This is a genomic window from Velazquezella soli, assembly GCF_977018685.1.
In genome coordinates, this window is sequence record NZ_CDRNXF010000004.1 from 70,289 (window position 1) to 91,802 (window position 21,514).

The window sequence follows — 21,514 nt, forward strand, 5'->3', positions numbered from 1 at the left end:
GGGCAATGACCATTCAGCTTGCCGGTTGAGCTTGAGCCCTAGAGACGGCCGACGCGCTCCGTCAGCAATTCGAAGAAACCATCCGCGTCGACATGGCGCATGAAGGTCGCATTGGCCGTGCGGCCGGTAACGCCCCACCAGTCGGCGACCGTCATGCCGACGGTGAGTTCCGATTCGGTCTCGATCTCGACATTGCAATGGCGGCCGGTAAAGAGCTCCGGCTTCAAGAGATAGGCGATGACCGACGGGTCATGCAGCGGGCCGCCGTCGGAGCCGTATTTCTCGATGTCGAAGCGCTCGAAGAAGGCAAGCCATTCGACGAGAACCTGCGACGGGCGGTTGCCGAGTGCGGCGATCTTTTCGACCCGTGCCTTGGTGGTCAGCAGCTGATGTGTGACATCGAGCGGCATCATGACCACAGGGATACCGGCGCCGAACACGATCTTGGCCGCCTCCGGATCGACATAGATGTTGAATTCGGCTGCTGGCGTGATGTTGCCGCCTTCGAACAGGCCGCCACCCATCATCACCAGTTCCTGGACGCGCGAAGCAATGTCCGGCGCCTTGGTAAGCGCCATGGCGATGTTGGTGAGCGGACCGAGCGTGCAAAGCGTCACGGTGCCCTCGGGCTCGCGGCGCAGCGTCTCGATGATGAAGTCGATGGCGTTCTGTTCCTGCGCCGCCATGGTCGGCTCAGGCAGTTCCGCTCCGTCGAGACCGGTCTTGCCGTGGACGTGTTCGGCCGTCACCTGCGGCCGGTTCAAAGGCTTCAATGCACCTTCATAGACCTTGGCATCAGGCCTGCCGCAGAGCTCGCAGACGATCCTCAGATTGCGGCTGGTAAACGACAGCGGCACGTTGCCGGCAACGGCAGTCAAACCCAGCACATCCAGCTCGTCGGGGCTCGCAAAGGCCAGCATGATGGCCGCTGCGTCGTCCTGACCGGGATCGGTGTCGATGATGATCTTTCTGCGTTGCATGTCTCTTCCCCTTGAACTTTACGGGTTTTTGAGCCGGGTTGCGGATCGTGTCAAGCGCTCGCCGGCGTCTTGCGCTGACTGCCGCAAATTCCCATATATTGACCCGTCGGCGGGCCTTATGGACGCCGGCACAGTCGCTGGATAAAAGCTGGGACGACCGATGAGCCGTATGACACCTTTCGCAAGCCCTCTCCTCCTGGGCTTCGACGCGATGGAAAAGACACTCGAGCGATTGGGCAAGGGAAGCGACGGCTACCCGCCCTACAATATCGAGCGCGTCAAGAAGACAGCGGGTAACGAGCCGCCCGAAGACGAAGGCGACCTGCTGCGCATCACGCTTGCGGTTGCCGGTTTTTCGGAGGCCGAGCTTGAGGTCATGACCGAAGAAAACCAGCTTATCATTCGCGGCCGGCAGGCCGAGCAGAACGAGCGCGACTACCTCTACCGCGGTATTGCGGCCCGCCAATTCCAGCGGATCTTCGTGCTGGCGGACGGGATGCAGGTGTCCGGCGCATCGTTGAAAAATGGTCTTCTTTCGATCGATCTGATCCGCCCCGAGCCGGAGCGTGTAGTGCGAAAAATTAACATTTCCGTCTCACAGTAGATCAATCAGCAATCGCTGATGCGTCCCCACTGTGGAGGCAGAAATGCTTATGAAAGAAGCGAATCCGAGCTTGACGGAGTCCGAACTCGCGCATCTCGGAAACGGCGAAGTCGGTTACATTCGCAAGATGAAGTCGGACGATGTGTCCCGCTGTTTTCCCGAGGCTCCGGACATCGATCCCAGCCTTGACCTTTGGGCCCTGTTCGGTGCGGACGGTACGCCGATCCTGCTCACCGACAACCGCTCCAGCACCTTTTTCAAGGCTGCCGAAGACGAGCTGAAGACCGTTACCCTGCACTGATCGGAATAACCGTCAGACCTTGATGAATGTCAGGTAGGCCGATGACCGCCCTTCCCGGCGGGCCTTGTTCTCGTATCGCGTACCCGGCCAGCCGGCGTAGGGCGTCAGCCAGTCCGAAGCCTGTTCCGCCTGCCAGGCGAAGCCGCCATGATCGCGGCAATGGAGCAGCGTCCAGTTCACATAGGTATCGATGTCGGAGGCGAAGCAGAATGTTGCGCCCGGCTTCAGCACGCGGTGGAACCGCTCCAGGTTGACCTGCGAAACGAAGCGGCGCTTCCAGTGCTTCCGCTTTGGCCAGGGATCGGCATAGAGAAGGTCGATCTGATCGATCGACGCATCCGGCAGCCAGTCCAGAACCTGGGTCGCATCGTCATCGTAAAGGCGGATGTTGCGCAGGCCCTGCTCTTCCACGCTGGTCAGAAGCTTTGCCATGGAATTGACGAAGGGTTCGACGCCGATAAAGCCGGTCGACGGATTTTCCGCGGCGCGGTGGATCAGGTGCTCGCCGCCACCGAAACCGATTTCCAGCCGCATCCGCTCGACAGAGAAGTCGTAGAGGCTCTCGATCGTCTCCGGTGCAGGGTTGGCCAGATCGAGCTTCAGCTGCGGCAAGAGCGTCGCCAGACCTTCCGCCTGCTTCTCGCGCAACGGCTTTCCCTTGCGGCGGCCGAAAAAGGCTTCCGTGGAACGGCTGGGATGCGGCTTGTCGGTCATGGATCGAATTCTCTCACGGTAAAAGCGGACGCCTTCGGCAGAAGGCACCCGCTTTACTGTCTTACAGGCGTGCTCGTAAAGGGCGATCAGGCCGCTTCGAGCTGATCACCCTTGAGGGCGTCCTTCAAAGGCTTCACGAGATCGGTCTTTTCCCAGGAGAAGGAACCGTCGCGACCGGCCTTGCGACCGAAATGGCCGTAAGCAGAGGTCTTTGCATAGATCGGCTTGTTGAGATCGAGGTGACGGCGGATGCCGGACGGGGAAAGGTCCATGGTCTTGCGGATTGCCGCTTCGATCTGGTCTTCCGTCACGTTCTTGCCGGTTCCATGCAGGTCGACATAGATCGACAGCGGCTGGGAAATGCCGATCGCATAGGAAATCTGCAATGTGCAGCGTTCGGCAAAGCCGGCGGCCACAACGTTCTTGGCGAGGTACCGGGCTGCATAAGCTGCCGAGCGGTCGACCTTGGTCGTGTCCTTGCCGGAGAATGCGCCGCCGCCGTGGGGCGCTGCGCCACCGTAGGTATCGACGATGATCTTGCGGCCGGTGAGGCCTGCATCGCCATCGGGACCGCCGATCACGAACTTGCCGGTGGGGTTGATGTACCACTTGCAGTCGGCTGCGATCGGAAGTTCGCCCAGTGCTTCGCGGATATAGGGTTCAACGACGGAGCGTACCTTCTTCGAGTCCCAGCTGGGATCAATATGCTGGGTGGAGAGCACGATCGAGTCGACGGCCGCGGGCTTGCCGTTTTCGTAACGGACGGTCACCTGGCTCTTAGCATCGGGGCCGAGCTTGGCGGCTTCGCCCTCGCCCTTCTTGCGGGCCGTGGCAAGCAGCTGCAGGATCTTGTGCGAATAGTAGATCGGCGCCGGCATCAGGTCCGGCGTTTCCTTGCAGGCGTAACCGAACATGATGCCCTGGTCGCCGGCACCCTCGTCGCCCTGACGATCGGCGGCGTTATCGACGCCCTGCGCGATATCGGCGGACTGCGAATGGAGGAGCACGTCGATCTTGACGGTCTTCCAGTTGAAGCCATCCTGCTCGTAGCCGATGTCGCGGATCGCGCGGCGGGCAGCGGATTTGAACTTCGACGGATTGATCACGTCAACGCCGTTCTTGTCCTTCTTCATCAGGCTCGGCGGCAGGCGGACTTCGCCCGCAATCACCACCCGGTTTGTCGTCGCCAGCGTTTCACAAGCGATGCGGACGCCCCAAGGATCAATCCCGGTCTTTGCGGCTTCGCGGTAGACGAGATCGACGATCTCATCAGAAATACGATCGCAGACCTTGTCCGGATGACCTTCTGCAACGGACTCACTCGTGAACAGATAACTGGCGCGCATAACGGGATTCCCCTCAAAGAACAGACATCGAATGTTTAGTAAGTTCGCCTGCCGAAAACAAGCGTACAACGACATAAATATATCTTTATGCGTCCAAGCGATTACCAATTCCTTGAGGTCACGGCATAAAAAAAGCGGCCCGGAGGCCGCCTTTCAAATAATGACCGGTCGACCGGTCATTCCGTCTCGGCATCGGCGGCAAGAGCCTTGACCAGATCCACCAAACGGCGGCGAACCTTGGGATCGGCGATCTTCACAAATGCGCGGTTCAACTGCAGCCCCTCAGAGGACGACAGGAAATCAACCACGTAGTTCGAGCTGGATGCTTCCGCCATGCCGGACGCTCCACCCGCCTGATCGCCTGGCGCATCTTCGAAGAAGAAGGAGACCGGGACGTTCAAGATGGACGAAATGTTCTGCAGACGGCTGGCGCCAACGCGGTTCGTTCCCTTCTCGTATTTCTGAATCTGCTGGAATGTGATACCAAGGCTCTCCCCCAGCTTTTCCTGGCTCATGCCCAGCATTGTGCGGCGCAGACGAATCCGGCTCCCGACGTGAATATCAATCGGGTTCGGCTTCTTCTTGTTTTCAATCATAACGACGTCCTGACGAAGTTGCTGTCAATCTTCAACCCGGTCCGCGTGTGGGAGATACACTTTGGTGGCGCCGGTCACAACAAATCCGGCAAGCAAGGTGTATGGCGAGACGATAGGCCAAACCACTATGCAATTTTAGGGGTTTTGGGTCAATTCTTCCAGAATTTAAAACTTGTACGGGAAATAAGTGCAATCACAAACATGAGACATATCAGCAACCAGAAGTAAAAACGCCGTTCGGAAGCGTTCCAAAATGGGACTTCGACACTCGACATGGTTGAGTCAATCACACCCTTTTGATTGTAACCCAGGCCACGTACGACCCTGCCAAAAGGATCGACGAAAGCCGAAATACCGGTGTTGGCACCGCGAATCAACGGCATGCCGTTTTCGACAGCCCGGACACGCGCCTGCTGGAAATGCTGGAAGGGTCCGGGCGTTTCACCGAACCATCCATCGTTGGTGACGTTCAAGAGCGCGCTCGAGCGTTCAATGCCGGCACCGATTTCATCCGGGAAGATCGCTTCGTAGCAGATCAGCGGATAGAAGGTTTGCCCGCCCGGCAGCGTCAGCATGGTGCGGCCCGGTGCTGCGGTAAAGCCGCCCGGCATGGCGATCGCATCGGGGATGCCGAGCGACCGCAGCATGTCCTCGTAAGGCACATACTCGCCGTAGGGGACCAGATGCACCTTGTCCGACGCCGACACGATCTGGCCGTTGCTGTCGATGACGTAGATCGAGTTGTAATAGCGGGTCGCAAAGCCCGGCCCGGCATTTTCAGCGCGGACGGCGCCGGCCACCAGAACCTGACCATCTTCCAGCACGTCAGCAATGCGCGACAGGGCATCGGGATTATCGGTCAAGATGAACGGAACCGAGGTTTCCGGCCAGACGATGATATCCGGACGCTTTGCACCATCCTTTGCGGGCAGCGCCGTCATCGCCAGATGTTCTTCAAAAATCGCACCGCGCTCGGAATCGTCGAGTTTGCGGGACTGGTCGATCATCGGCTGGACGAGGCGCACCTCGACCGGATCCTTGGCAGTGGCTGAAAGCACCGCGTCGGCACCCGCAAGCCGCCAAGCGCCGAAGCCTAGATGGGCGCAGAGGAGAAGACCTACGAGCGCGAGGCCAAGCCCCATGCCGCGTCGGGTCCCGATCAGTGCCGGTGCGGAGAACACGAAAACAGCCAGCACCGTCACACCCGTCACGCCGAGCGGAGCGGCCGACTGCATCATCAGCGGCATCGGCATGGCGCCGTAGCCGATCGAGTTCCAGGGAAAGCCCGTCAGCATGAAGCCCCGCAGCCATTCCGCAAGGCCAAAGCCAAACGCAGCAGCCGCAATCCGGCCCAAGCCATCGGACCAGAGAATGCGTGCCGCCAGCGCCGCAAAGCCCCAGAACAGCGCCAGAAAAGCCGGCAGGCCCAGAACTGCAAGCGGTATCGCCCATGCAAACTCATCCGCCTCGACCAGAAGCGCATTGCCGAGCCACCAGAGGCTGGCGACGAAGTAGCCGAAGCCGAACACCCAGCCGAGGAAAAAGGTCGATCGCAGGCGGCTGAGCCGCCCACCATCCGGATTACCGGTTGTGCCGTCCATCAGCCAGATGAACAGGGTGAAAGATACGAACAGGGCGGCAAAGAAACCGAAGGGCGGAAGTGCGAGTGCGCCGACAGCGCCTGCAAAAAAAGCAAGGAGGATACGCGGCCAGCCCCATAGAAGCATGACCCTGCCAGCCAGTCGCTCCATCGATGTCCCCTTCGCCCGAATCAGAAGCCGCAGTCTTTCATGAAAAACTGCGGCTTGTCCTGTTGCAGGCTGTTCAAAACACCTGGAAACTCAGGCCGATGGATGATCGTTGCTGCGGTCGGACGAGGGAGCCGCCAGAAGCACGGTCGGCGTCCCGTCGGTAATCGCCTTCTGCTGCGTGTCGGCCACGGGTTCGGCCTCACCCTTCAGCTGCCTGCGGCGAACGAGCGCGCGCTTGCGCATGATCCGGACACGCTTGATGCGGCGCGGATCGGCGTCGAGGATCTGGAATTCGAACCCTGGCACAGCCTGCACGACTTCACCGCGCACCGGAATGCGACCGAGCGCTGAGAAGATCAATCCGCCCAGCGTATCGACGTCGTCCAGCCGGTCCCGCACGTCGAAATCGGAGCCGATCGCCTTGGAGATTTCCATCAGCTCGATACGGGCATCGGCAATGAAGATATCGTCGCCGGCACGCGAGAACATCACTTCCTCGTCGTCATGCTCGTCCTCGACATCGCCGATCACCATCTCGACGATATCCTCATGCGACACGAGACCATCGGTGCCGCCGTATTCGTCGATCACGAGCGCCATCTGGGTACGGGCGGCCTGCATGGTGCTCATCAGCTCGGATGCCAGCATCGAGGGCGGCACAAACAAAAGCTTGCGCACCAGGCCTGCCTCGGCAACGGTCTGATCGAGATTGACGCGGCTGAGATCGAAGGCTGCCTTGGCGGTACGGGCCGGCTTCTCGACCGCTCCACCGGCAACGACGGCTGCTGCTGCCGTTGCACGGGTGCCGGTGCGGCGCTTGTTGCGGGCCTGCTTTGCCAGATAGGACAGAAGGTCGCGGATATGCACGAAGCCGCGGGCGTCGTCCAGATTGTCGCTGTAGACCGGCATGCGCGAGCGGCCGGTCTCTTCGAAATGGATCATCAGCTCGCCGATCGTCATGCTCATGTCGACGGCTTCGATATCGGCGCGCGGCACCATGATATCCTCGACGCGTACCTCGCGGAAGCGGAGGATATTGTGCAGCATCGCCCGCTCTTCCGGAGAAAAGGCGTTGCTGACATTGGTGTCGGTCATCAGCGCGTCGGCGAGATCCTCGCGCAGCTGTTCGCCCTGCGACGGCCGCAACAGGCGCACCGCCCGAGACCAGAATGTATTATGGGATTTGGGGTGATGCTCGGATCGTCCCGAACTACTTCCCTCGTCCGACGAGGGTGAGTCCGAACTGTCCTTGCCCTCGCGGGCGACATTGCTCGAATAATCGTTCATTGTTCCAAACTACACTATCGGGTCCTGCCCCGCATAGGGGTCAGATAGGCCGAGACCGGCTAAAATGCGAGTCTCGAGTGTTTCCATTTCCTCCGCCTCGTCTTTTTCCATGTGGTCGTAACCGAACAGATGGAGAAAGCCGTGCACCAGAAGATGGGTCAGATGATCGTCGAAACTTTTATCGAGATCAACTGCCTCGCGTTCGACGGTCTGCCTTGCGATGACGATATCGCCCAGCATCGGGCCCGGCATACCGCCGGGTTCGAGCGGAAAAGCAGGGAAAGACAAGACGTTGGTCGGCTTGTCCATGCCGCGCCATTCGGCGTTGATTGCCCGGATGGAATCATCGTCGGTAAAGACGAGAGAGACTTCGGGCGGTATTTTCGGAAACGGTTGATCTTCTTCGCGGACGAGATAATCGGCGGCCGCGGCGAAAACCTTTTGCGTCAACGCCAAAAGCGCCGGCTCTTCCGGCCAGCCTTCGTCGTCGATGCTGATCTGTATGTCGAGTTCGGGCATAGGGACTGGAAACCGGACTAGCGTCCGGCCTCCTCGCTTTCCTCGTGGACGGCATATTGCGCGTCATAGGCCCTGACGATGCGGCCAACCAGCGGGTGGCGCACGACGTCGGTATCCTTGAAGCGGATGACCGAGATGCCTTCGACCCCGTTGAGGATCTGCAGCGCCTCGACCAAACCGGATTTCACGCCGCGCGGCAAATCCACCTGGCTCGGGTCGCCGGTGATGATCATGCGTGCGTTTTCACCAAGACGGGTGAGAAACATCTTCATCTGCATCGATGTCGTGTTCTGCGCCTCGTCGAGGATGATCGCGGCATTGGCAAGCGTGCGGCCGCGCATGAAGGCGAGCGGCGCGATTTCGATGACCCCGGCCGTGATTGCCCGTTCGACCTTGTCGGCTGGGATCATGTCGTAGAGCGCGTCATAGAGCGGCCGCAGATAGGGATCGACCTTTTCCTTCATGTCGCCAGGAAGGAAGCCCAGACGTTCGCCCGCCTCGACGGCCGGACGCGAAAGAATGATCTTGTCGACGGCACCGCGTTCCAGCAGCTGCGCGGCATGGGCCACGGCCAGATAGGTCTTGCCGGTACCGGCCGGACCGACGCCGAACACCATCTCTGCCCGATCGAGCGCCCGCATATAGGCGTCCTGCGTCGGGGTACGCGCGACAATCGTCTTTTTCTTGGTGGAGATCTGGCTCATCGAAAGCCTGGCCTTTTTCTCGAGCGTCGGCAGTTGCAGCTGGTCGTCCGCAGCCTGTGCCATGCGGATAGCTCCTTCGACATCGGATGTTTCGATGGTGCCGCCCTTCTGGATTCGCTCATAGAGGGTATCGAGAGCCCGACGGGCCTGATTGGTGGCTGGGACATCGCCTGAAATGGCCACGGAATTACCGCGGGGCCGCGCATCAATATTGAGGCGCTGTTCGAGAAGTTTCAGATTCTGGTCGAATTGACCGAACAGCTCGCTCGCGAAGCGATTGTTCTCGAACGTCAGGACAAAGTGGTTGGCGTCGGTCGCTGCTGATTTGGGGTGGCGCGCTGTCGAAGAAACCGATTCTCGTCCGCTCAAGTAAACAAGCTCCTCACTTGCTGGTCAGGCACCCATTAAACTCTCTGCCGGCTCGGCAAACAAGCTGTTCGGGCCGGTACCAATGATTCGTACACGGATAATCTCACCGATTTGCGATGTTTTTGCATCAACATTCACAGACTGGAGCCAGGGCGAACGGCCGATCACCTGCCCGGGCATACGTCCCGGCTTTTCCAGAAGCAGATCGATCGTCTTTCCAACACAGGATGTGGCGAAATCGGCCTGCTGTTTCAAGAGCAAAGCCTGCAATCGTTCGAGACGCTCGGCTTTTACCTCTTCAGCGACCTGATCGGTGAGATCCGCGCCGGGTGTTCCCGGCCGGGTCGAATATTTGAACGAGAAGGCGGAGGCGTAGTTGACGTCCTCGACGATCTTCAACGTGTCTTCGAAATCCTGATCGGTCTCGCCCGGGAAACCGACGATGAAATCTCCCGACATGGCGATATCGGGACGGGCATTGCGGATGCGGTCGATCAGCGCCAGATATTCGGCGCCCGTATGGCGACGGTTCATCGCCTTCAGGATGCGGTCGGATCCCGACTGAACCGGCAGATGCAGATAGGGCATCAGGATGCGCAGGTCGCGATGCGCCTCGATCAGTCGGTCATCCATGTCGCGCGGATGGCTTGTCGTATAGCGCAGGCGGGCAAGGCCCGGGATTTCAGCAAGACGATAGAGAAGGTCGGCGAGACCCCAGTCGTTCCCGGTTGGACCTTCAGCGCTCCAGGCATTGACGTTCTGACCAAGCAGGGTGATTTCGCGCACGCCGCTTTCGACCAGCCGGATGGCTTCGTCGACAATCTGGCTGATGGGGCGCGACACTTCCGAACCGCGGGTATAGGGGACGACGCAGAAGGTGCAGAACTTGTCGCAGCCTTCCTGCACGGTAAGGAAAGCCGTGACGCCGCGGGCGCGGATAAGCTTGCGGTCGGTGGCCGGCAGATGGTCGAACTTGTCCTCGACCGCGTATTCCGTATCGACCACAGGCTTGCCGCCGCGGGCCTTGCGCAGTGCATCCGGCAGTCGGTGATAGGTCTGCGGGCCGATCACCACGTCGACCGATGGCGCGCGGCGGATGATTTCCTCGCCTTCCGCCTGGGCGACGCAGCCGGCAACGCCGATCATCAGTTCGCGGCCTTCGGCAGCACGCGCCTTCTTCATGTCGCGCAGACGCCCCAGCGCCGAATAGACCTTCTCGGCGGCCTTCTCGCGGATATGACAGGTGTTGAGGAGGATCAGATCCGCCTCGCCCATCTCTTCGGTCGCGACATAGCCTTCGCTCGCCAACGCGTCGCCCATGCGGGTCGAATCGTAGACGTTCATCTGACAGCCGTAGGTCTTGATGAAGACCTTGCGGGTGTTGGGGATGGTGACGGGCTCTTCTGCCGGCGAAAGGGTGACGTGTTCGTTCATGGCCGTCTCCTTACTCCAAGAAGGACCGGATTTGAAGCGGTTCTAATCGGCGTCGTACTCTCTTCGGCGAAGATGCCTGATCAGCATGCGGCGAAGCCGGGCGGTAATGGTCTGGCTGAGATGCTTGCGGTTGTCGCCCGTGCGGAAATCGACCGTCTCGCCGAACGCCACATCCACGTCAATCGCGCCTTCCTTCAGCACGCCCATCAGGTGCGGCATGAGCTCGATATCCCCCGGCCAGGCCGCAAGCGGGCGGTGGAAACGACCCATCGCCATGCCGTGCACCCGCGTATAGGCGATCGATACAGGCTGGACATACACGACGCCGTGGGGCGTGTGCGGCACGGCGGCAGCGGCTGCCCCGAACAGCGAGGACTTTACCTCGAGCAGGCGGTTGCCATCCGACGTCGTGCCTTCCGGGAAGAGCACGACGATCTCGCCCGCCGTCATGCGTGCGGCAATCTCGTTGATCTGGTCGCCGGTTCGGCGTTTTTCCTCGCGGACGACGAAAATCGTCTTCTGCAATTTCGCGAGCGTGCCGAAGATCGGCCATTTGGCGACTTCCGACTTGGCGATGAAGACGACATCCGCGATAGCACCAAGCACGAGGATATCCTTCCACGAGACGTGGTTGGAGGCGAGCATCAGGGGGCGCCGATGCTGCAGGTGACCGTGGACGTGGATGCGGATGCCGAGCAGGAAGCAGGCGGTGCGGTGCCAGAGGCGCGGAATATAACGGCGCATCTTCAGATCGAAGGCGAGGCCGATCAGCTGAAACGGCAACAGCACAGCCGTGACCACCAGCAGACAGACGACGATGAACCCGATGCGGATTGAGGTGATCACTGTCGATCCTTGGCTGTCGTCACGCCGTTCGTGTTCAGGCTATTCGTCTTTGTCGAGCGGGATGCCGTAGAGTTCCAGCCTGTGTCCGACCAGCCGGAAGCCGAGTTCGCGGGCAATGCGCTCCTGCAGCGCTTCGATCTCCGCAGATTGGAATTCGATCACCGTGCCGGCATTGAGATCGATCATGTGATCGTGATGTTCTTCCGGCACCGTCTCGTAGCGAGAGCGACCGTCACGGAAATCGTGGCGCTCGATAATGCCCTCGTCCTCGAACAGTTTCACGGTGCGATAGACGGTCGAGATCGAGATCCGTGGATCGACCTTGGAGGAGCGACGATACAGTTCCTCGACATCCGGATGGTCGTCGGAGTCCTGCAGGATACGCGCGATCACCCGGCGCTGATCCGTCATGCGCATGCCCTTCTCGGCACACAGTTCCTCCAGATTTTTGGAAAGATCCGTCATGACGTTTTGGCCTTCAAATGCTCTCGTTTCATCACGAACTAACGAAGAACGCGGCTCATGACAAGCGCCGAGGACCGTCGTCCATCGGCACCTGTATAATAGGCCGGGCGTTCGCCGACCTTTTTGAAACCCAGCCTGCCATAGAGCGTCACAGCGGCCTTGTTTTCGGCCTCGACCTCGAGAAACATTGTTTCGGCGCCGCGCGATGTCGCTTCGCGCAAGCCGGCCTGCATCAGCCTCCATCCGAGCCCAAGACGGCCAAACTTTTCGGGGACGGCGATCGTGAGAATTTCCGCCTCGCCGGCTGCTTCGCGCACCAGCACGAAGCCCCCGAAGGGTTTGGAAAAGAACGCGTTGGTCTGGCGTGCGACGAAACCGAACACGCCTTTCTGAAGAAGAAGATTCTGAAATTCGCCATCGTTCCAGCCGCGCGGAAAGCGCGCACCATGAAGCTCGGAGACTTCGACGCAGTCGGAGATCTCCATCGGGACGACTTCGAAAAACGGCTTCCAGCTGAGATAATCGTCAAACATCGGGCATTCGGTCGCGTGAAAGAATTGAACGACGCGGAGTTACGAGATCTGCCGCGCCAACGCAAAGCCTGTCTGCGGTTTTGCATCCGGTCCACGAAGATAAAGCGGTTTCGGCTTTTGCGAACCTTTCGGCTTTGACGCCGCAAGTCTTGCAATGACGGCGATATCGAAATGGTCAGGCAGGACCGGCGCCTTGTGCGGGCGCCATGACCCGGTCACGTCGGCCGACAGCTCGGCAATGAGTGCTGCGGCATCGTCCGGAGACAGTGCCGTGGGTTCGCTGAGCGGGGAGCCTTCGGCTGAAAAGGCCTGGGCATAGACCTCGTCCCGCTTGGCATCCATGGCCGCAACGACGGGGCGTCCCGGATGCTTTGCAAGATGTGCGGCGGCCAGCGTTTCGAGCGTGGTGACGCCGACGCATTCCACATTGAGTGCCAGTGCCAGACCGCGGGCGGCAGCGACTCCAACCCGGATACCGGTGAATGAGCCCGGGCCGATGCCGACGGCGATGCGCTGGACGGATTTGAGGGGCAGGCCGGCGTCATCAAGCGCCTGGTCGACGATCGCCATCAGGCGCTCTGCATGACCCTTGCCGATCGTCTCAGTGACGGACGAGAGAAGTCTGCCGGACGCGCCATCATAGAGCGCGGCGGAACAATCAACCCCGGCAGTATCGATGGCCAGAACGAGCATGAGCGGAACTGTTTTTCGAAATCAGATGGCTTCGACGGCCTGCACTTCAGGCACGAAGTGCTTTAGCAGGTTTTGAACGCCATGTTTCAGGGTTGCCGTGGAGGACGGGCAGCCGGCGCAGGCGCCCTTCATGTTAAGATAGACCGTGCCATCGCGGAAACCCTTGAAGGTGATGTCGCCACCATCCTGGGCAACGGCCGGACGGACGCGGGTTTCCAGCAGTTCCTTGATAGTCGCGACGAGGGTCTCGTCGTCGGCCTCGTAGAACTCGCCGTCTTCATCGGTATCTTCGGCAAGCGACGAGGCGCCGCCCATGACCGGCTGTCCGGACATGAAATGCTCCATGATCGAGCCGAGGATGGCCGGCTTCAGATGCTGCCATTCGGCGCTATCCTTGGAGACGGTGATGAAGTCGTAGCCGAAATAGACGCCGGTGACGCCGTCGATGCCGAACAGTCTGGCGGCCAGCGGAGACGCATCAGCCTCGCTCGCATTGCGGAAATCGGCCGTGCCCTTTTCCATGACGATCTTGCCGGGCAGGAACTTCAGGGTTGCCGGATTGGGTGTGGCTTCCGTCTGAATGAACATGATTTGTCTCCTTGACCCGTGCGCGCCAGCGGGCGCCGCAAACTTAGAACTCTTCCAAAGAAGATAGTCGCGATCAGCTTTTGGTTCAAGTGCGCCTTTCTGCCAATCCGGTCAAGAGAGGTCAGGCGAGCGCGTCGATTTCCTCGTCGGTCAGCGTGTCAGGCAGAACGGTGACGGGAATGGGGAATGCAGCACCCCTGCCCGCGACGGCCGAGACCAGCGGGCCCGGCCCTTCCTTGGTCGAACCGGCCGCCAGAACCAGAACGGCGATATCGCGATCCTCTTCCACCAGCATGTTGATCTGCTCGGGCGCGCTTCCCTCGCGGATGACGATTTCCGGATCGATCCCGATCAATTCGCGCACCCTCTGGGCGGCCTTTGCCATGATCGATTCCGCTTCTTCCATGGCTTCGGCGCGCATGATCTGCTCGACGCCGATCCATTGCTGGAAATCCCCATCGGGGATGACGAAAAGCAGCACCAGGCCGCCATTGGAATTCTTCGCGCGGCGGCCGGCATAGTGCACGGCAAGCTCGCATTCGGGGGTGCCATCGATGACCGCTATGAACTTGCGCCGATGTCCCTCAAGCCTGGAAAGCCGTTTCGAAACCATGCCGCCCCCTCAATTCCCGTCGGACGTTGTCGTTGTGGCGAAATTATACGAACCCGCGAAAATGAAAACCCGCCACGCGACCGTGACGGGTGCAAGATTTTCGCCGATGTTCCCGCTTAGCGCAGGAAGCCGACGATATCGAAGACTTCGCCCATGACCTTTTCGGCGCGGGCGCGGGCACGCTCGCCCCCATCACGCAGGATGGCATCGATATGGGTCGTGTCGTCCAGCAGGCGGCGCATTTCGAGCGAGATCGGCGCCAGGACATGAACGGCGAGGTCGGCGAGAGCCGGCTTGAACACCGAGAACTGCTGGCCGCCGAATTCGGCAAGCACATCCGCCTTGGTGCGATCGGCAAGCGCTGCATAGATGCCCACGAGATTGGCCGCTTCCGGGCGACCTTCGAGGCCTTCGAGTTCGCTCGGCAGGCCCTCCGGATCGGTCTTCGCCTTGCGGATCTTCTTCAGGATCTCATCGGCATCGTCCATCAGGTTGATGCGCGACAGATCTGACGGATCGGATTTCGACATCTTCTTGGTGCCGTCGCGCAAGCTCATGACGCGCGGGGCCGGACCATCGATCAGCGGCTCGACGAGCGGGAAGTAGCCGTGGATCGGCTCTTCGCCGACGACCATATCGACGCCGGTGCCGGTTGCGCGGATCTTGTCCTGGAAATCGATATTGAACTTCTGGGCGATATCGCGGGCAAGCTCCAGATGCTGCTTCTGGTCATCGCCGACAGGCACATGGGTGGCGCGGTAGACGAGAATGTCGGCGGCCATCAGGCTCGGATAGGCGAGCAGTCCGAGCGAGGCGTTCTCGCGGTCCTTGCCGGCCTTGTCCTTGAACTGGGTCATCCGGTTCATCCAGCCGATGCGGGCGACGCAGTTGAAGATCCAGGCAAGTTCGGCATGCTGCGGCACGGCGGACTGGTTGAAGACGATATGCTTCTTCGGGTCGATGCCGGAGGCGATGAACGCTGCCGCGATGGAGCGGATCTGGCCGCGCAGATCGTCATGCACGAGCTGGGCCGTGATCGCGTGCAGATCGACGACGCAGTAGATGCAGTCGTTGTTTTCCTGCAGGGCGACGAACTTGCGGATAGCGCCGAGATAATTGCCGAGATGGAGATTGCCGGTGGGCTGCACACCGGAAAAGACGAGCGGCTTGAAGCTGTTCATTCTAGATCCTCGATAGGCTGATGGAAGGCCTCAGGCCGTTGGACTTGCGCAACCTGACAAGTGTGCGTGCTTGCCGCTGCTGCGCCCCGCGGGCCATGTAGCTGATGGCCGGGCTTATGCACGCCCCGCCACGAGGGATCAAGAGGCTGCATCATCCGCGTGCTGAATGAGATCCCAAAGGTTGCCGTAGCAATCTTCAAACACTGCGACCGTGCCATAGGGTTCGTGGCGCGGTTCTTCGATGAAGCGGACGCCTTTTGCCGACAGTCGGGCGTGATCATCGGCAAAATCGTCAGTTTTCAGGAAAAAACTTACCCGACCCGCCGTCTGATTGCCGATCGCCGCCGTTTCGGCGTCGCCGTCGGCGCGTGCCAAGAGCAGCGCTGCCCCCTCCTTGCCCGGCGGGCGCACCACCACCCATCGCTTGGTCGCCTCCAGAAGGGTATCGGAGACAAGGTCAAAGCCCATGATTCCGCAATAAAAATCGAGCGCCCGATCGTAGTCGTCAACGACCAGCGTGACCAGAAAAAGGGAACGGATCGACATTGAAGGACACCTTGTTTTGACGTGGCGGGAACCTGTCTTCGACGCTTCCTGCCTGGCCTGTCAAGAACGCCGAAGCAACCGCAAGGTTAACGCAGTTTAACCCTTGAGGCAGACAAATCCCACTTTGGGGCAAATTCCTCCATACTGAGGTCACTTTTCGGAAAGAAATACTCCCCCACCAAGTCGACCCCAGTCGGTCGTGAGTATTTTCCGAGGTTTACCCGTATGCGCATCTTTTACCGCGTCGCGCTGTCCTGCTTCATGACGCTCTGCCTAACGCTGTTTGCGACCGCACAAGCCGCCGAAAAAGGCGAGAAACGCCGCAGCAGTTCTTTCAAACACGACTACTCTGCTTACTATACTGTCCAGCGCGTCAGCGTTCGGACCAACTGCTTTCCCGAGAAGCTGGGTGCCATCCTTGCCCATATCGCCAAGGAAACAGGCAAGAAGCCGATGGTGACCTCCGGCCACCGTCCGCGCTCTGGAACGTCACAGCACAGCCATTGCTACGCTGCTGACATTCGCGTTCCCGGCGTTGCCGAAAAGAGGGTGCTTGCGGCAGCAGCGAGCGCCCCGGGCATCGGCGGCATCGGCCGCTACTGCAACGGCATCGTGCATGTGGATGTCGGCCCGCGGCGCGCCTGGGCGCATTGCGGCAAGGGTGGAAAAGGTGGCAAGGGCAGCCTTGCAAGCCTTAAGCGCCGCGGAAAGTCCTGAGATCAGGACTCCGCCGGTGGTGGGACAGCAGACTTTGGCTTCCGCTTGATGTTTCGCCTGATCATGCCGAGATCGGCACCGCCGATCGCAAACGCGCAGGCGAAATAGACGACCATTGCAATGCCCAGAAGGCAGGCCAGAGCCAGCACCTGGGTCAACAGATGCGAGCCCGGTTGCAGCCATGGGCTGGCATAGGGAAGCGCATAGAAGAGCGCCGCCGCCATCACCCCTGTCGCGACCAGCAAAAGGGCGGTACGCCGGGCGAGCGCCCATTCCCAGACGAGATCACCCCGCCAGACCAGCGTCGAAAATAGCAGGATCGTGTTGATCCATCCGGCCGCAGCCTCTGCCGTCGCGATGCCGCGTTCGGCGATCATCGGAAACAGCGTGATGGCGAGGCCGGAATTGATGACGACCGACACCATGGTAAAGCGCATCGGCGTCTTTGTATCCTCGCGGGCATAAAAGCCCGGCTGCAGCGCCTTGATCAGCACGAAACCCGGAAGACCGATGCCGTAGATCGCAAGGATCGACGCGACGACGGCGGTGTTTTCGGCCGAGAACGCACCGCGCTCGTAAAGCACGCGGATGATCGCATCCGACAGGATCCAGAGACCGGCAGCGGCAGGAAGCGTCAGGAACAGCACGAATTCGATCGAGCGGTTCTGGATGTTGCCGGCTTCCTTGACATGGCCGCCCTTCAGCGCCCGTGACAATTCTGGAAGAAGCACGACACCGACGGCAACGCCGACGACACCGAGCGGCAGCTGGTAGATGCGGTCGGCATATTGCAGGGCAGCGATTGCGCCTTCCTTGCCCGACGCAATCGCCTGGCCGATGATCTGGTTGATCTGGGTAATGCCGCCGGTGATTGCGGCCGGAACCGCGAGCCAGAGCAGGCGCTTGACGTTGGGCGTCATCTTGGGCCGGCGAAAGCCGATATTGATGCCCGCATGACGCACGCCGGCATAGACGACGCCAAGCTGCAACACGCCCGCAACCAGCACGCTCCAAGACAGGTACCAGGCGATTTCGCGCGGATCGGCGCCGACCCAGAGGCCGTAGAAAAGCGCTGCGATCATCACCACGTTCAAGAACACCGGCGCGATGGCGGCGGCAAAGAAATGATGCAGCGAGTTGAGCATGCCGCTCATCATCGCCGTCAGCGACATGCACATGAGATAAGGGAACATGACGATGGCCATGCGCACCGTCAGCGCCGTCTTTTCCGCGTCATCGGCAAAGCCCGGGGCAATGACCCACCGCACCAGCCAGGGCATGGCCAGCTGCATTGCGATGGTGATGATCAGCAGCGCAGAAAACAGGACGCCGAAGACCTCTTCGGAAAACCGCTTGGCCCCATCGACGCCATTCGCCTCGATTTCCTTGGAAAACAGCGGAACGAAAGCGGCGTTGAAGGCGCCTTCGGCAAACAGCCGGCGGAAGAGGTTCGGAAACCGGAAGGCGGCGTAAAACACGTCTGCCATCGGCCCCGTGCCAAGGGCCGCCGCCATGAAGGTTTCACGGGCGAAACCGAAGATGCGGCTGCCGAGCGTAGCGCCGCCGACGGTTGCGAATTTTCTGGCAAGGCTCATCTGGCTTGGCTCATCGTCTTGCGCTCATGCTTGGGGAAGCTGGGATTGTTCATGTTCTGCCTGTGCATTGGCATGCGTCGCTCGGCCGGCGCCCTGCCCCACAGTCTCTGTGGCGCAAAAGAGCGGACCGAACGAAGCACCCGTTCAGCAGGGATAGCACCGGTGTCGTGTTTCAGACACCGACTTTCGACTTCCGCGGCAAGACATTCGCTCCGTCGGCGGCAGCCGGCTGCGGCGCGACGATACCATCCGGCATGGCTTCCTGAAGCTCGTCTTCCTGTTCCGCCATGACAGCCTTCAGCCGGGTGATGATATTGCCCTGGCGGTTCTCGTTGGTCACCTTGTGACCGACGAGATCGGTGACGTAGAACGTATCGATCACCTTTTCGCCGAACGTGGTGATCCGCGCCGACTGGATATCGAGCGAAAGATCGGCAAGGGCCGCGGTGATTTCCGCCAAGAGACCGGTGCGGTCGAGGCATTCCACCTCGACGACGGTGAATTTGTTGGAAAGCCCGTTGGAGATGATCGCGGACGGTGGGATATCGAAGGCCTTGTTCTTGTTCTTCTTGGCTTTCGCGCGGATGGCGATGACTTCCGGCAGGCGCTTCTTGCCGGCGAGTACGTCCTCGATCATCCGTCCGATCGTGCCGCCACGGCGCATTTCGTCGTCATCGACCGCGAATTCCCGGTTGATGTGGATCGTATCGAGCGCGCGGCCATCGGAGGTCGTGAAGATCTGCGCATCGGCGATGTTGGCACCGGCGGCCGCACAGGCGCCTGCGATGATCGACAGAAGCCGCGGATGGTCGGGCGCCAGAACCGTGATTTCGGTGATCGCCCGGAAACTGTCGGTGCGCACCATGGTGGCGAGCGCCTTGCCGGCCTTGTCGGTTTCGCGGATGAAGCTTGCGTGGCGGACCTGGTCCTCAACGGGCACGGACAGGAGATACGGCTGGTAATGGAGCTTCACCAGCGCCTCGCGATCCTGCTGGCTCCAGTCGGACAGGGCGTTGGCGAGATCTTCCTCCGCCACCTTGGCCCGCTCCTTGCCAGATGCTTCCGAGAAGCCACCGGAGAGGCGCAGTTCCGTTTCATAATAGAGGGTGCGCAGAAGCTGGCCCTTCCAGCCGTTCCAGACACCCGGGCCGACGGCGCGGATATCGCAGATGGTCAGCACCAGCAGCAGCTTCAAGCGATCGAGCGAGCGGACTTTTTCGGCAAAGTCGGCGATGGTCTTGCGATCATGCAGATCGCGGGTCTGCGCCGTCATCGACATGATCAGGTGCTGTTCCACCAGCCATACGACGAGTTCGGTCTGTTTCGGATTGAGGCCGAGACGCGGGCAGAGTTTTTTCGCGATCCGGGCGCCGGCGGTCGAGTGGTCCTCCTGGCGGCCCTTGGCGATGTCGTGGATCAGCACCGCGACATAGAGCGCCGCGCGCTCCTCGATCGTCGGCATCAGCTTGTTGGCGAGCGGATGCATGTCCGCGGCGCGGCCGTGATCGATTTCCGACAGTGCATCGACGGAGCGGATCAGGTGCTCGTCGACCGTGTAGTGGTGATACATGTTGAACTGCATCATCGCCACGACCTTGCCGAATTCGGGAATGAAGCGGCCGAGCACGCCGGCCTCGTTCATCCGCCGCAGCATCAGGCCGGGATCCCGCCTGGAGGTGAGGATGGAGAGGAAGAGACGGTTCGCCTCGTCGTCTTCGCGCAGGGCGCTGTCGATGAGGGAAAGCGATCGGGTGATGCTTTTCAGCGCGTCGGGATGCAGTTCCAGCCCGGTCAGGTCCGCCACGTGGAAAAAGCGGATCAGGCTGACCGGATCGCGCTTGAAGACGCCGGGATCGGCGAGCGTGATGCGACCGCGGTCTTCCACAAATTCGACGGAGCCGGCAATCTTGTGCAGCCGCTTGGTGAAGCGCGAAATGACGCGCTGGGTAAGGCCCGGTGCGGCCTTCGCCTGCTGATCCTCCAAGGCCGCGCAAAGAATGCGGGTGAGGTCGCCGACGTTCTTGGCGACCAGGAAATAATGCTTCATGAAGCGTTCGACGGAGGAGAGGCCAGGCCGCGCATTGTAGCCGAGGCTTGCCGCGATATCGCGCTGGATGTCGAACGACAGACGTTCCTCCGCCTTGCCGGTCAGGAAATGCATCTGGCAGCGCACCGCCCAGAGAAAGTCGTCGGCCTTTTCGAAGGACCTTGCCTCCTCGCGCGAGAGGACGCCGAGCTTGACGAGTTCGGTCGTTTCGCGGACGCGGTAGTAATATTTGGCAATCCAGAACAGCGTGTGCAGGTCGCGCAGGCCGCCCTTGCCCTCCTTGACGTTGGGCTCGACCAGATAACGCGTATCGCCCGCCTTCTTGTGGCGCTGGTCGCGCTCGGCAAGTTTGGCAGCGACGAATTCCGGACCGGTGCCGGCGACGACTTCCAGATCGAAGCGCGACATCAGCTGATCGACCAGCGCGCCGCTGCCGCAGATCGGGCGGCATTCGAGAATGGCGGTGCGGATCGTCATGTCGGTTTTCGACAGGCGAATGCATTCCTCCACCGTGCGGGTGGCGTGGCCGACCTTGAAGCCCATATCCCACAGGAGATAGAGCAGGAATTCCACCGCCTTGCGCATGGCATCGGAATTCTTTTCGGGCAGCAGGAAAAGAAGATCGATATCGGACCCCGGCGCGAGCGTGCCGCGGCCGTAACCGCCGGTGGCGGCAACGGCGATCTCGCGGCCTTCCGGATAGAGGCTCTCGGTGATGGTTTCATTGAGGACGCAGATCAGCTGGTCCTGGATCCAGGATATGCGGCGGGCGCAGCGAAGACCGCTGCCATCCTGGCTCAGCAGTTCGCGTGCCTTTTCGCGACCGTCGACACTGGCCTGCCGCAGGATCGGCAGGAGAGCTGCCCGCGATTCCAGCAGCGGCCGATCCTTGGTTCCGAGCGCCTCGCGGCATTTCGTCTGCAGGCCGGCGACGTCCATCAGTTCGGAGAAATCGATATCGTGACGATGATCTTGTCTTGTTGCTTGCTTGGCCATGTCTTCCTGCCGGTGCCCGCCCTCTCCATTCCCGATGGAGACGACGACGGATTTCGGGCACCTCCCCTAAAGCGTTCCCAGGTCCCTGC

At 60.6% G+C, this 21,514-nt stretch carries 22 protein-coding genes; 3 read left to right on the forward strand and 19 right to left on the reverse strand.

The features are described from left to right. Positions 1-38 precede the first annotated feature (38 nt). Positions 39-980 (reverse strand): nucleoside hydrolase, encoded by a 942-nt coding sequence (locus tag AC0JZ8_RS03930; RefSeq protein ID WP_430250558.1) that lies wholly within the window; start codon positions 978-980, stop codon positions 39-41. Positions 981-1,140: 160 nt separating this feature from the next. On the opposite strand from AC0JZ8_RS03930, the gene AC0JZ8_RS03935 reads away from it, so the two are divergent. Together AC0JZ8_RS03935 and AC0JZ8_RS03940 are read left to right on the forward strand one after the other, a co-directional pair. After that, on the forward strand, positions 1,141-1,584 hold the full coding sequence (locus AC0JZ8_RS03935; RefSeq protein ID WP_062578879.1) for an Hsp20 family protein: 444 nt from the start codon (positions 1,141-1,143) through the stop codon (positions 1,582-1,584). 43 nt (positions 1,585-1,627) lie between these two features. Beyond that, positions 1,628-1,885 carry a BQ00720 family protein gene (locus tag AC0JZ8_RS03940; protein ID WP_062453991.1) on the forward strand — a complete coding sequence of 86 codons (258 nt, stop codon included), beginning with the start codon at positions 1,628-1,630 and terminating at the stop codon, positions 1,883-1,885. A 12-nt stretch (positions 1,886-1,897) separates the two neighbouring features. On the opposite strand, the gene trmB is transcribed toward AC0JZ8_RS03940, so the two are convergent. From trmB to AC0JZ8_RS04020, 16 genes are all read right to left on the reverse strand, one after another. Next, the gene (trmB, locus tag AC0JZ8_RS03945; protein WP_113109405.1) at positions 1,898-2,599 is read right to left on the reverse strand and encodes a tRNA (guanine(46)-N(7))-methyltransferase TrmB; all 702 of its coding nucleotides are present in this window, start codon (positions 2,597-2,599) and stop codon (positions 1,898-1,900) included. Between the two features lie 86 nt (positions 2,600-2,685). Next, positions 2,686-3,945 (reverse strand): methionine adenosyltransferase, encoded by a 1,260-nt coding sequence (gene metK / locus AC0JZ8_RS03950; protein WP_471891860.1) that lies wholly within the window; start codon positions 3,943-3,945, stop codon positions 2,686-2,688. A gap of 176 nt (positions 3,946-4,121) precedes the next feature. Then, positions 4,122-4,541, reverse strand: coding sequence for a helix-turn-helix domain-containing protein (locus AC0JZ8_RS03955; protein WP_062453994.1), 420 nt, complete (start codon positions 4,539-4,541; stop codon positions 4,122-4,124). 149 nt (positions 4,542-4,690) lie between these two features. Beyond that, positions 4,691-6,292, reverse strand: a complete 1,602-nt coding sequence (gene lnt, locus AC0JZ8_RS03960) for an apolipoprotein N-acyltransferase (protein WP_471891861.1) — start codon at positions 6,290-6,292, stop codon at positions 4,691-4,693. Positions 6,293-6,382: 90 nt separating this feature from the next. Continuing rightward, complete coding sequence (locus AC0JZ8_RS03965) at positions 6,383-7,579, reverse strand: transporter associated domain-containing protein (protein ID WP_113166986.1); 1,197 nt, start codon at positions 7,577-7,579, stop codon at positions 6,383-6,385. 9 nt (positions 7,580-7,588) lie between these two features. Then, positions 7,589-8,098: an rRNA maturation RNase YbeY gene (gene ybeY, locus AC0JZ8_RS03970; RefSeq protein WP_062578871.1), complete on the reverse strand. Its 510-nt coding sequence runs from the start codon at positions 8,096-8,098 to the stop codon at positions 7,589-7,591. Positions 8,099-8,115: 17 nt separating this feature from the next. Then, a complete protein-coding gene (locus tag AC0JZ8_RS03975; protein ID WP_062453998.1) occupies positions 8,116-9,171 on the reverse strand; it encodes a PhoH family protein in 1,056 nt (351 codons plus the stop codon). Between the two features lie 24 nt (positions 9,172-9,195). Next, positions 9,196-10,605: a tRNA (N6-isopentenyl adenosine(37)-C2)-methylthiotransferase MiaB gene (gene miaB, locus AC0JZ8_RS03980; protein WP_092663732.1), complete on the reverse strand. Its 1,410-nt coding sequence runs from the start codon at positions 10,603-10,605 to the stop codon at positions 9,196-9,198. 42 nt (positions 10,606-10,647) lie between these two features. After that, positions 10,648-11,451, reverse strand: a complete 804-nt coding sequence (gene olsA / locus AC0JZ8_RS03985) for a lyso-ornithine lipid O-acyltransferase (protein WP_471891862.1) — start codon at positions 11,449-11,451, stop codon at positions 10,648-10,650. A 39-nt stretch (positions 11,452-11,490) separates the two neighbouring features. Next, the gene (locus AC0JZ8_RS03990; RefSeq protein ID WP_062454001.1) at positions 11,491-11,916 is read right to left on the reverse strand and encodes a Fur family transcriptional regulator; all 426 of its coding nucleotides are present in this window, start codon (positions 11,914-11,916) and stop codon (positions 11,491-11,493) included. A gap of 38 nt (positions 11,917-11,954) precedes the next feature. Further along, positions 11,955-12,449 carry a GNAT family N-acetyltransferase gene (locus AC0JZ8_RS03995; RefSeq protein ID WP_092663734.1) on the reverse strand — a complete coding sequence of 165 codons (495 nt, stop codon included), beginning with the start codon at positions 12,447-12,449 and terminating at the stop codon, positions 11,955-11,957. Between the two features lie 39 nt (positions 12,450-12,488). After that, positions 12,489-13,142, reverse strand: a complete 654-nt coding sequence (gene tsaB, locus AC0JZ8_RS04000; protein WP_174195520.1) for a tRNA (adenosine(37)-N6)-threonylcarbamoyltransferase complex dimerization subunit type 1 TsaB — start codon at positions 13,140-13,142, stop codon at positions 12,489-12,491. 21 nt (positions 13,143-13,163) lie between these two features. Beyond that, positions 13,164-13,730, reverse strand: coding sequence for a NifU family protein (locus AC0JZ8_RS04005; protein WP_174195519.1), 567 nt, complete (start codon positions 13,728-13,730; stop codon positions 13,164-13,166). A gap of 121 nt (positions 13,731-13,851) precedes the next feature. Next, positions 13,852-14,343 carry a universal stress protein gene (locus AC0JZ8_RS04010; RefSeq protein ID WP_430258136.1) on the reverse strand — a complete coding sequence of 164 codons (492 nt, stop codon included), beginning with the start codon at positions 14,341-14,343 and terminating at the stop codon, positions 13,852-13,854. 116 nt (positions 14,344-14,459) lie between these two features. Continuing rightward, entirely contained in the window at positions 14,460-15,524 is a 1,065-nt protein-coding gene (gene trpS, locus AC0JZ8_RS04015) for a tryptophan--tRNA ligase (protein ID WP_092663740.1), read from the reverse strand. A 138-nt stretch (positions 15,525-15,662) separates the two neighbouring features. Further along, positions 15,663-16,070, reverse strand: a complete 408-nt coding sequence (locus AC0JZ8_RS04020) for a VOC family protein (RefSeq protein ID WP_471891863.1) — start codon at positions 16,068-16,070, stop codon at positions 15,663-15,665. Positions 16,071-16,295: 225 nt separating this feature from the next. On the opposite strand from AC0JZ8_RS04020, the gene AC0JZ8_RS04025 reads away from it, so the two are divergent. Beyond that, positions 16,296-16,787 carry a YcbK family protein gene (locus AC0JZ8_RS04025; RefSeq protein WP_471891864.1) on the forward strand — a complete coding sequence of 164 codons (492 nt, stop codon included), beginning with the start codon at positions 16,296-16,298 and terminating at the stop codon, positions 16,785-16,787. Between the two features lie 2 nt (positions 16,788-16,789). Here the strand turns inward: AC0JZ8_RS04025 and murJ are convergent, their stop codons facing one another. Both murJ and AC0JZ8_RS04035 read right to left on the reverse strand, forming a co-directional pair. Then, positions 16,790-18,382 (reverse strand): murein biosynthesis integral membrane protein MurJ, encoded by a 1,593-nt coding sequence (murJ, locus tag AC0JZ8_RS04030; RefSeq protein WP_471891865.1) that lies wholly within the window; start codon positions 18,380-18,382, stop codon positions 16,790-16,792. Between the two features lie 172 nt (positions 18,383-18,554). Next, positions 18,555-21,425: a [protein-PII] uridylyltransferase gene (locus tag AC0JZ8_RS04035; RefSeq protein ID WP_471891866.1), complete on the reverse strand. Its 2,871-nt coding sequence runs from the start codon at positions 21,423-21,425 to the stop codon at positions 18,555-18,557. Positions 21,426-21,514 lie beyond the last annotated feature (89 nt).

Coding starts and splice junctions, on each gene's coding strand:
- metK (WP_471891860.1), bottom strand. CDS start 3,945: ATGCGCGCCAGTTATCTGTTCACGAGTGAGTCCGTTGCAGAAGGTCAT.
- lnt (WP_471891861.1), bottom strand. CDS start 6,292: ATGGAGCGACTGGCTGGCAGGGTCATGCTTCTATGGGGCTGGCCGCGT.
- AC0JZ8_RS04035 (WP_471891866.1), bottom strand. CDS start 21,425: ATGGCCAAGCAAGCAACAAGACAAGATCATCGTCACGATATCGATTTC.
- trmB (WP_113109405.1), bottom strand. CDS start 2,599: ATGACCGACAAGCCGCATCCCAGCCGTTCCACGGAAGCCTTTTTCGGC.
- AC0JZ8_RS03940 (WP_062453991.1), top strand. CDS start 1,628: ATGCTTATGAAAGAAGCGAATCCGAGCTTGACGGAGTCCGAACTCGCG.
- AC0JZ8_RS03965 (WP_113166986.1), bottom strand. CDS start 7,579: ATGAACGATTATTCGAGCAATGTCGCCCGCGAGGGCAAGGACAGTTCG.
- tsaB (WP_174195520.1), bottom strand. CDS start 13,142: ATGCTCGTTCTGGCCATCGATACTGCCGGGGTTGATTGTTCCGCCGCG.
- ybeY (WP_062578871.1), bottom strand. CDS start 8,098: ATGCCCGAACTCGACATACAGATCAGCATCGACGACGAAGGCTGGCCG.
- AC0JZ8_RS03990 (WP_062454001.1), bottom strand. CDS start 11,916: ATGACGGATCTTTCCAAAAATCTGGAGGAACTGTGTGCCGAGAAGGGC.
- AC0JZ8_RS04020 (WP_471891863.1), bottom strand. CDS start 16,070: ATGTCGATCCGTTCCCTTTTTCTGGTCACGCTGGTCGTTGACGACTAC.
- AC0JZ8_RS04010 (WP_430258136.1), bottom strand. CDS start 14,343: ATGGTTTCGAAACGGCTTTCCAGGCTTGAGGGACATCGGCGCAAGTTC.
- AC0JZ8_RS03955 (WP_062453994.1), bottom strand. CDS start 4,541: ATGATTGAAAACAAGAAGAAGCCGAACCCGATTGATATTCACGTCGGG.
- trpS (WP_092663740.1), bottom strand. CDS start 15,524: ATGAACAGCTTCAAGCCGCTCGTCTTTTCCGGTGTGCAGCCCACCGGC.
- murJ (WP_471891865.1), bottom strand. CDS start 18,382: ATGAGCCTTGCCAGAAAATTCGCAACCGTCGGCGGCGCTACGCTCGGC.
- AC0JZ8_RS03995 (WP_092663734.1), bottom strand. CDS start 12,449: ATGTTTGACGATTATCTCAGCTGGAAGCCGTTTTTCGAAGTCGTCCCG.
- AC0JZ8_RS04025 (WP_471891864.1), top strand. CDS start 16,296: ATGCGCATCTTTTACCGCGTCGCGCTGTCCTGCTTCATGACGCTCTGC.
- AC0JZ8_RS03935 (WP_062578879.1), top strand. CDS start 1,141: ATGAGCCGTATGACACCTTTCGCAAGCCCTCTCCTCCTGGGCTTCGAC.
- AC0JZ8_RS04005 (WP_174195519.1), bottom strand. CDS start 13,730: ATGTTCATTCAGACGGAAGCCACACCCAATCCGGCAACCCTGAAGTTC.
- AC0JZ8_RS03930 (WP_430250558.1), bottom strand. CDS start 980: ATGCAACGCAGAAAGATCATCATCGACACCGATCCCGGTCAGGACGAC.
- miaB (WP_092663732.1), bottom strand. CDS start 10,605: ATGAACGAACACGTCACCCTTTCGCCGGCAGAAGAGCCCGTCACCATC.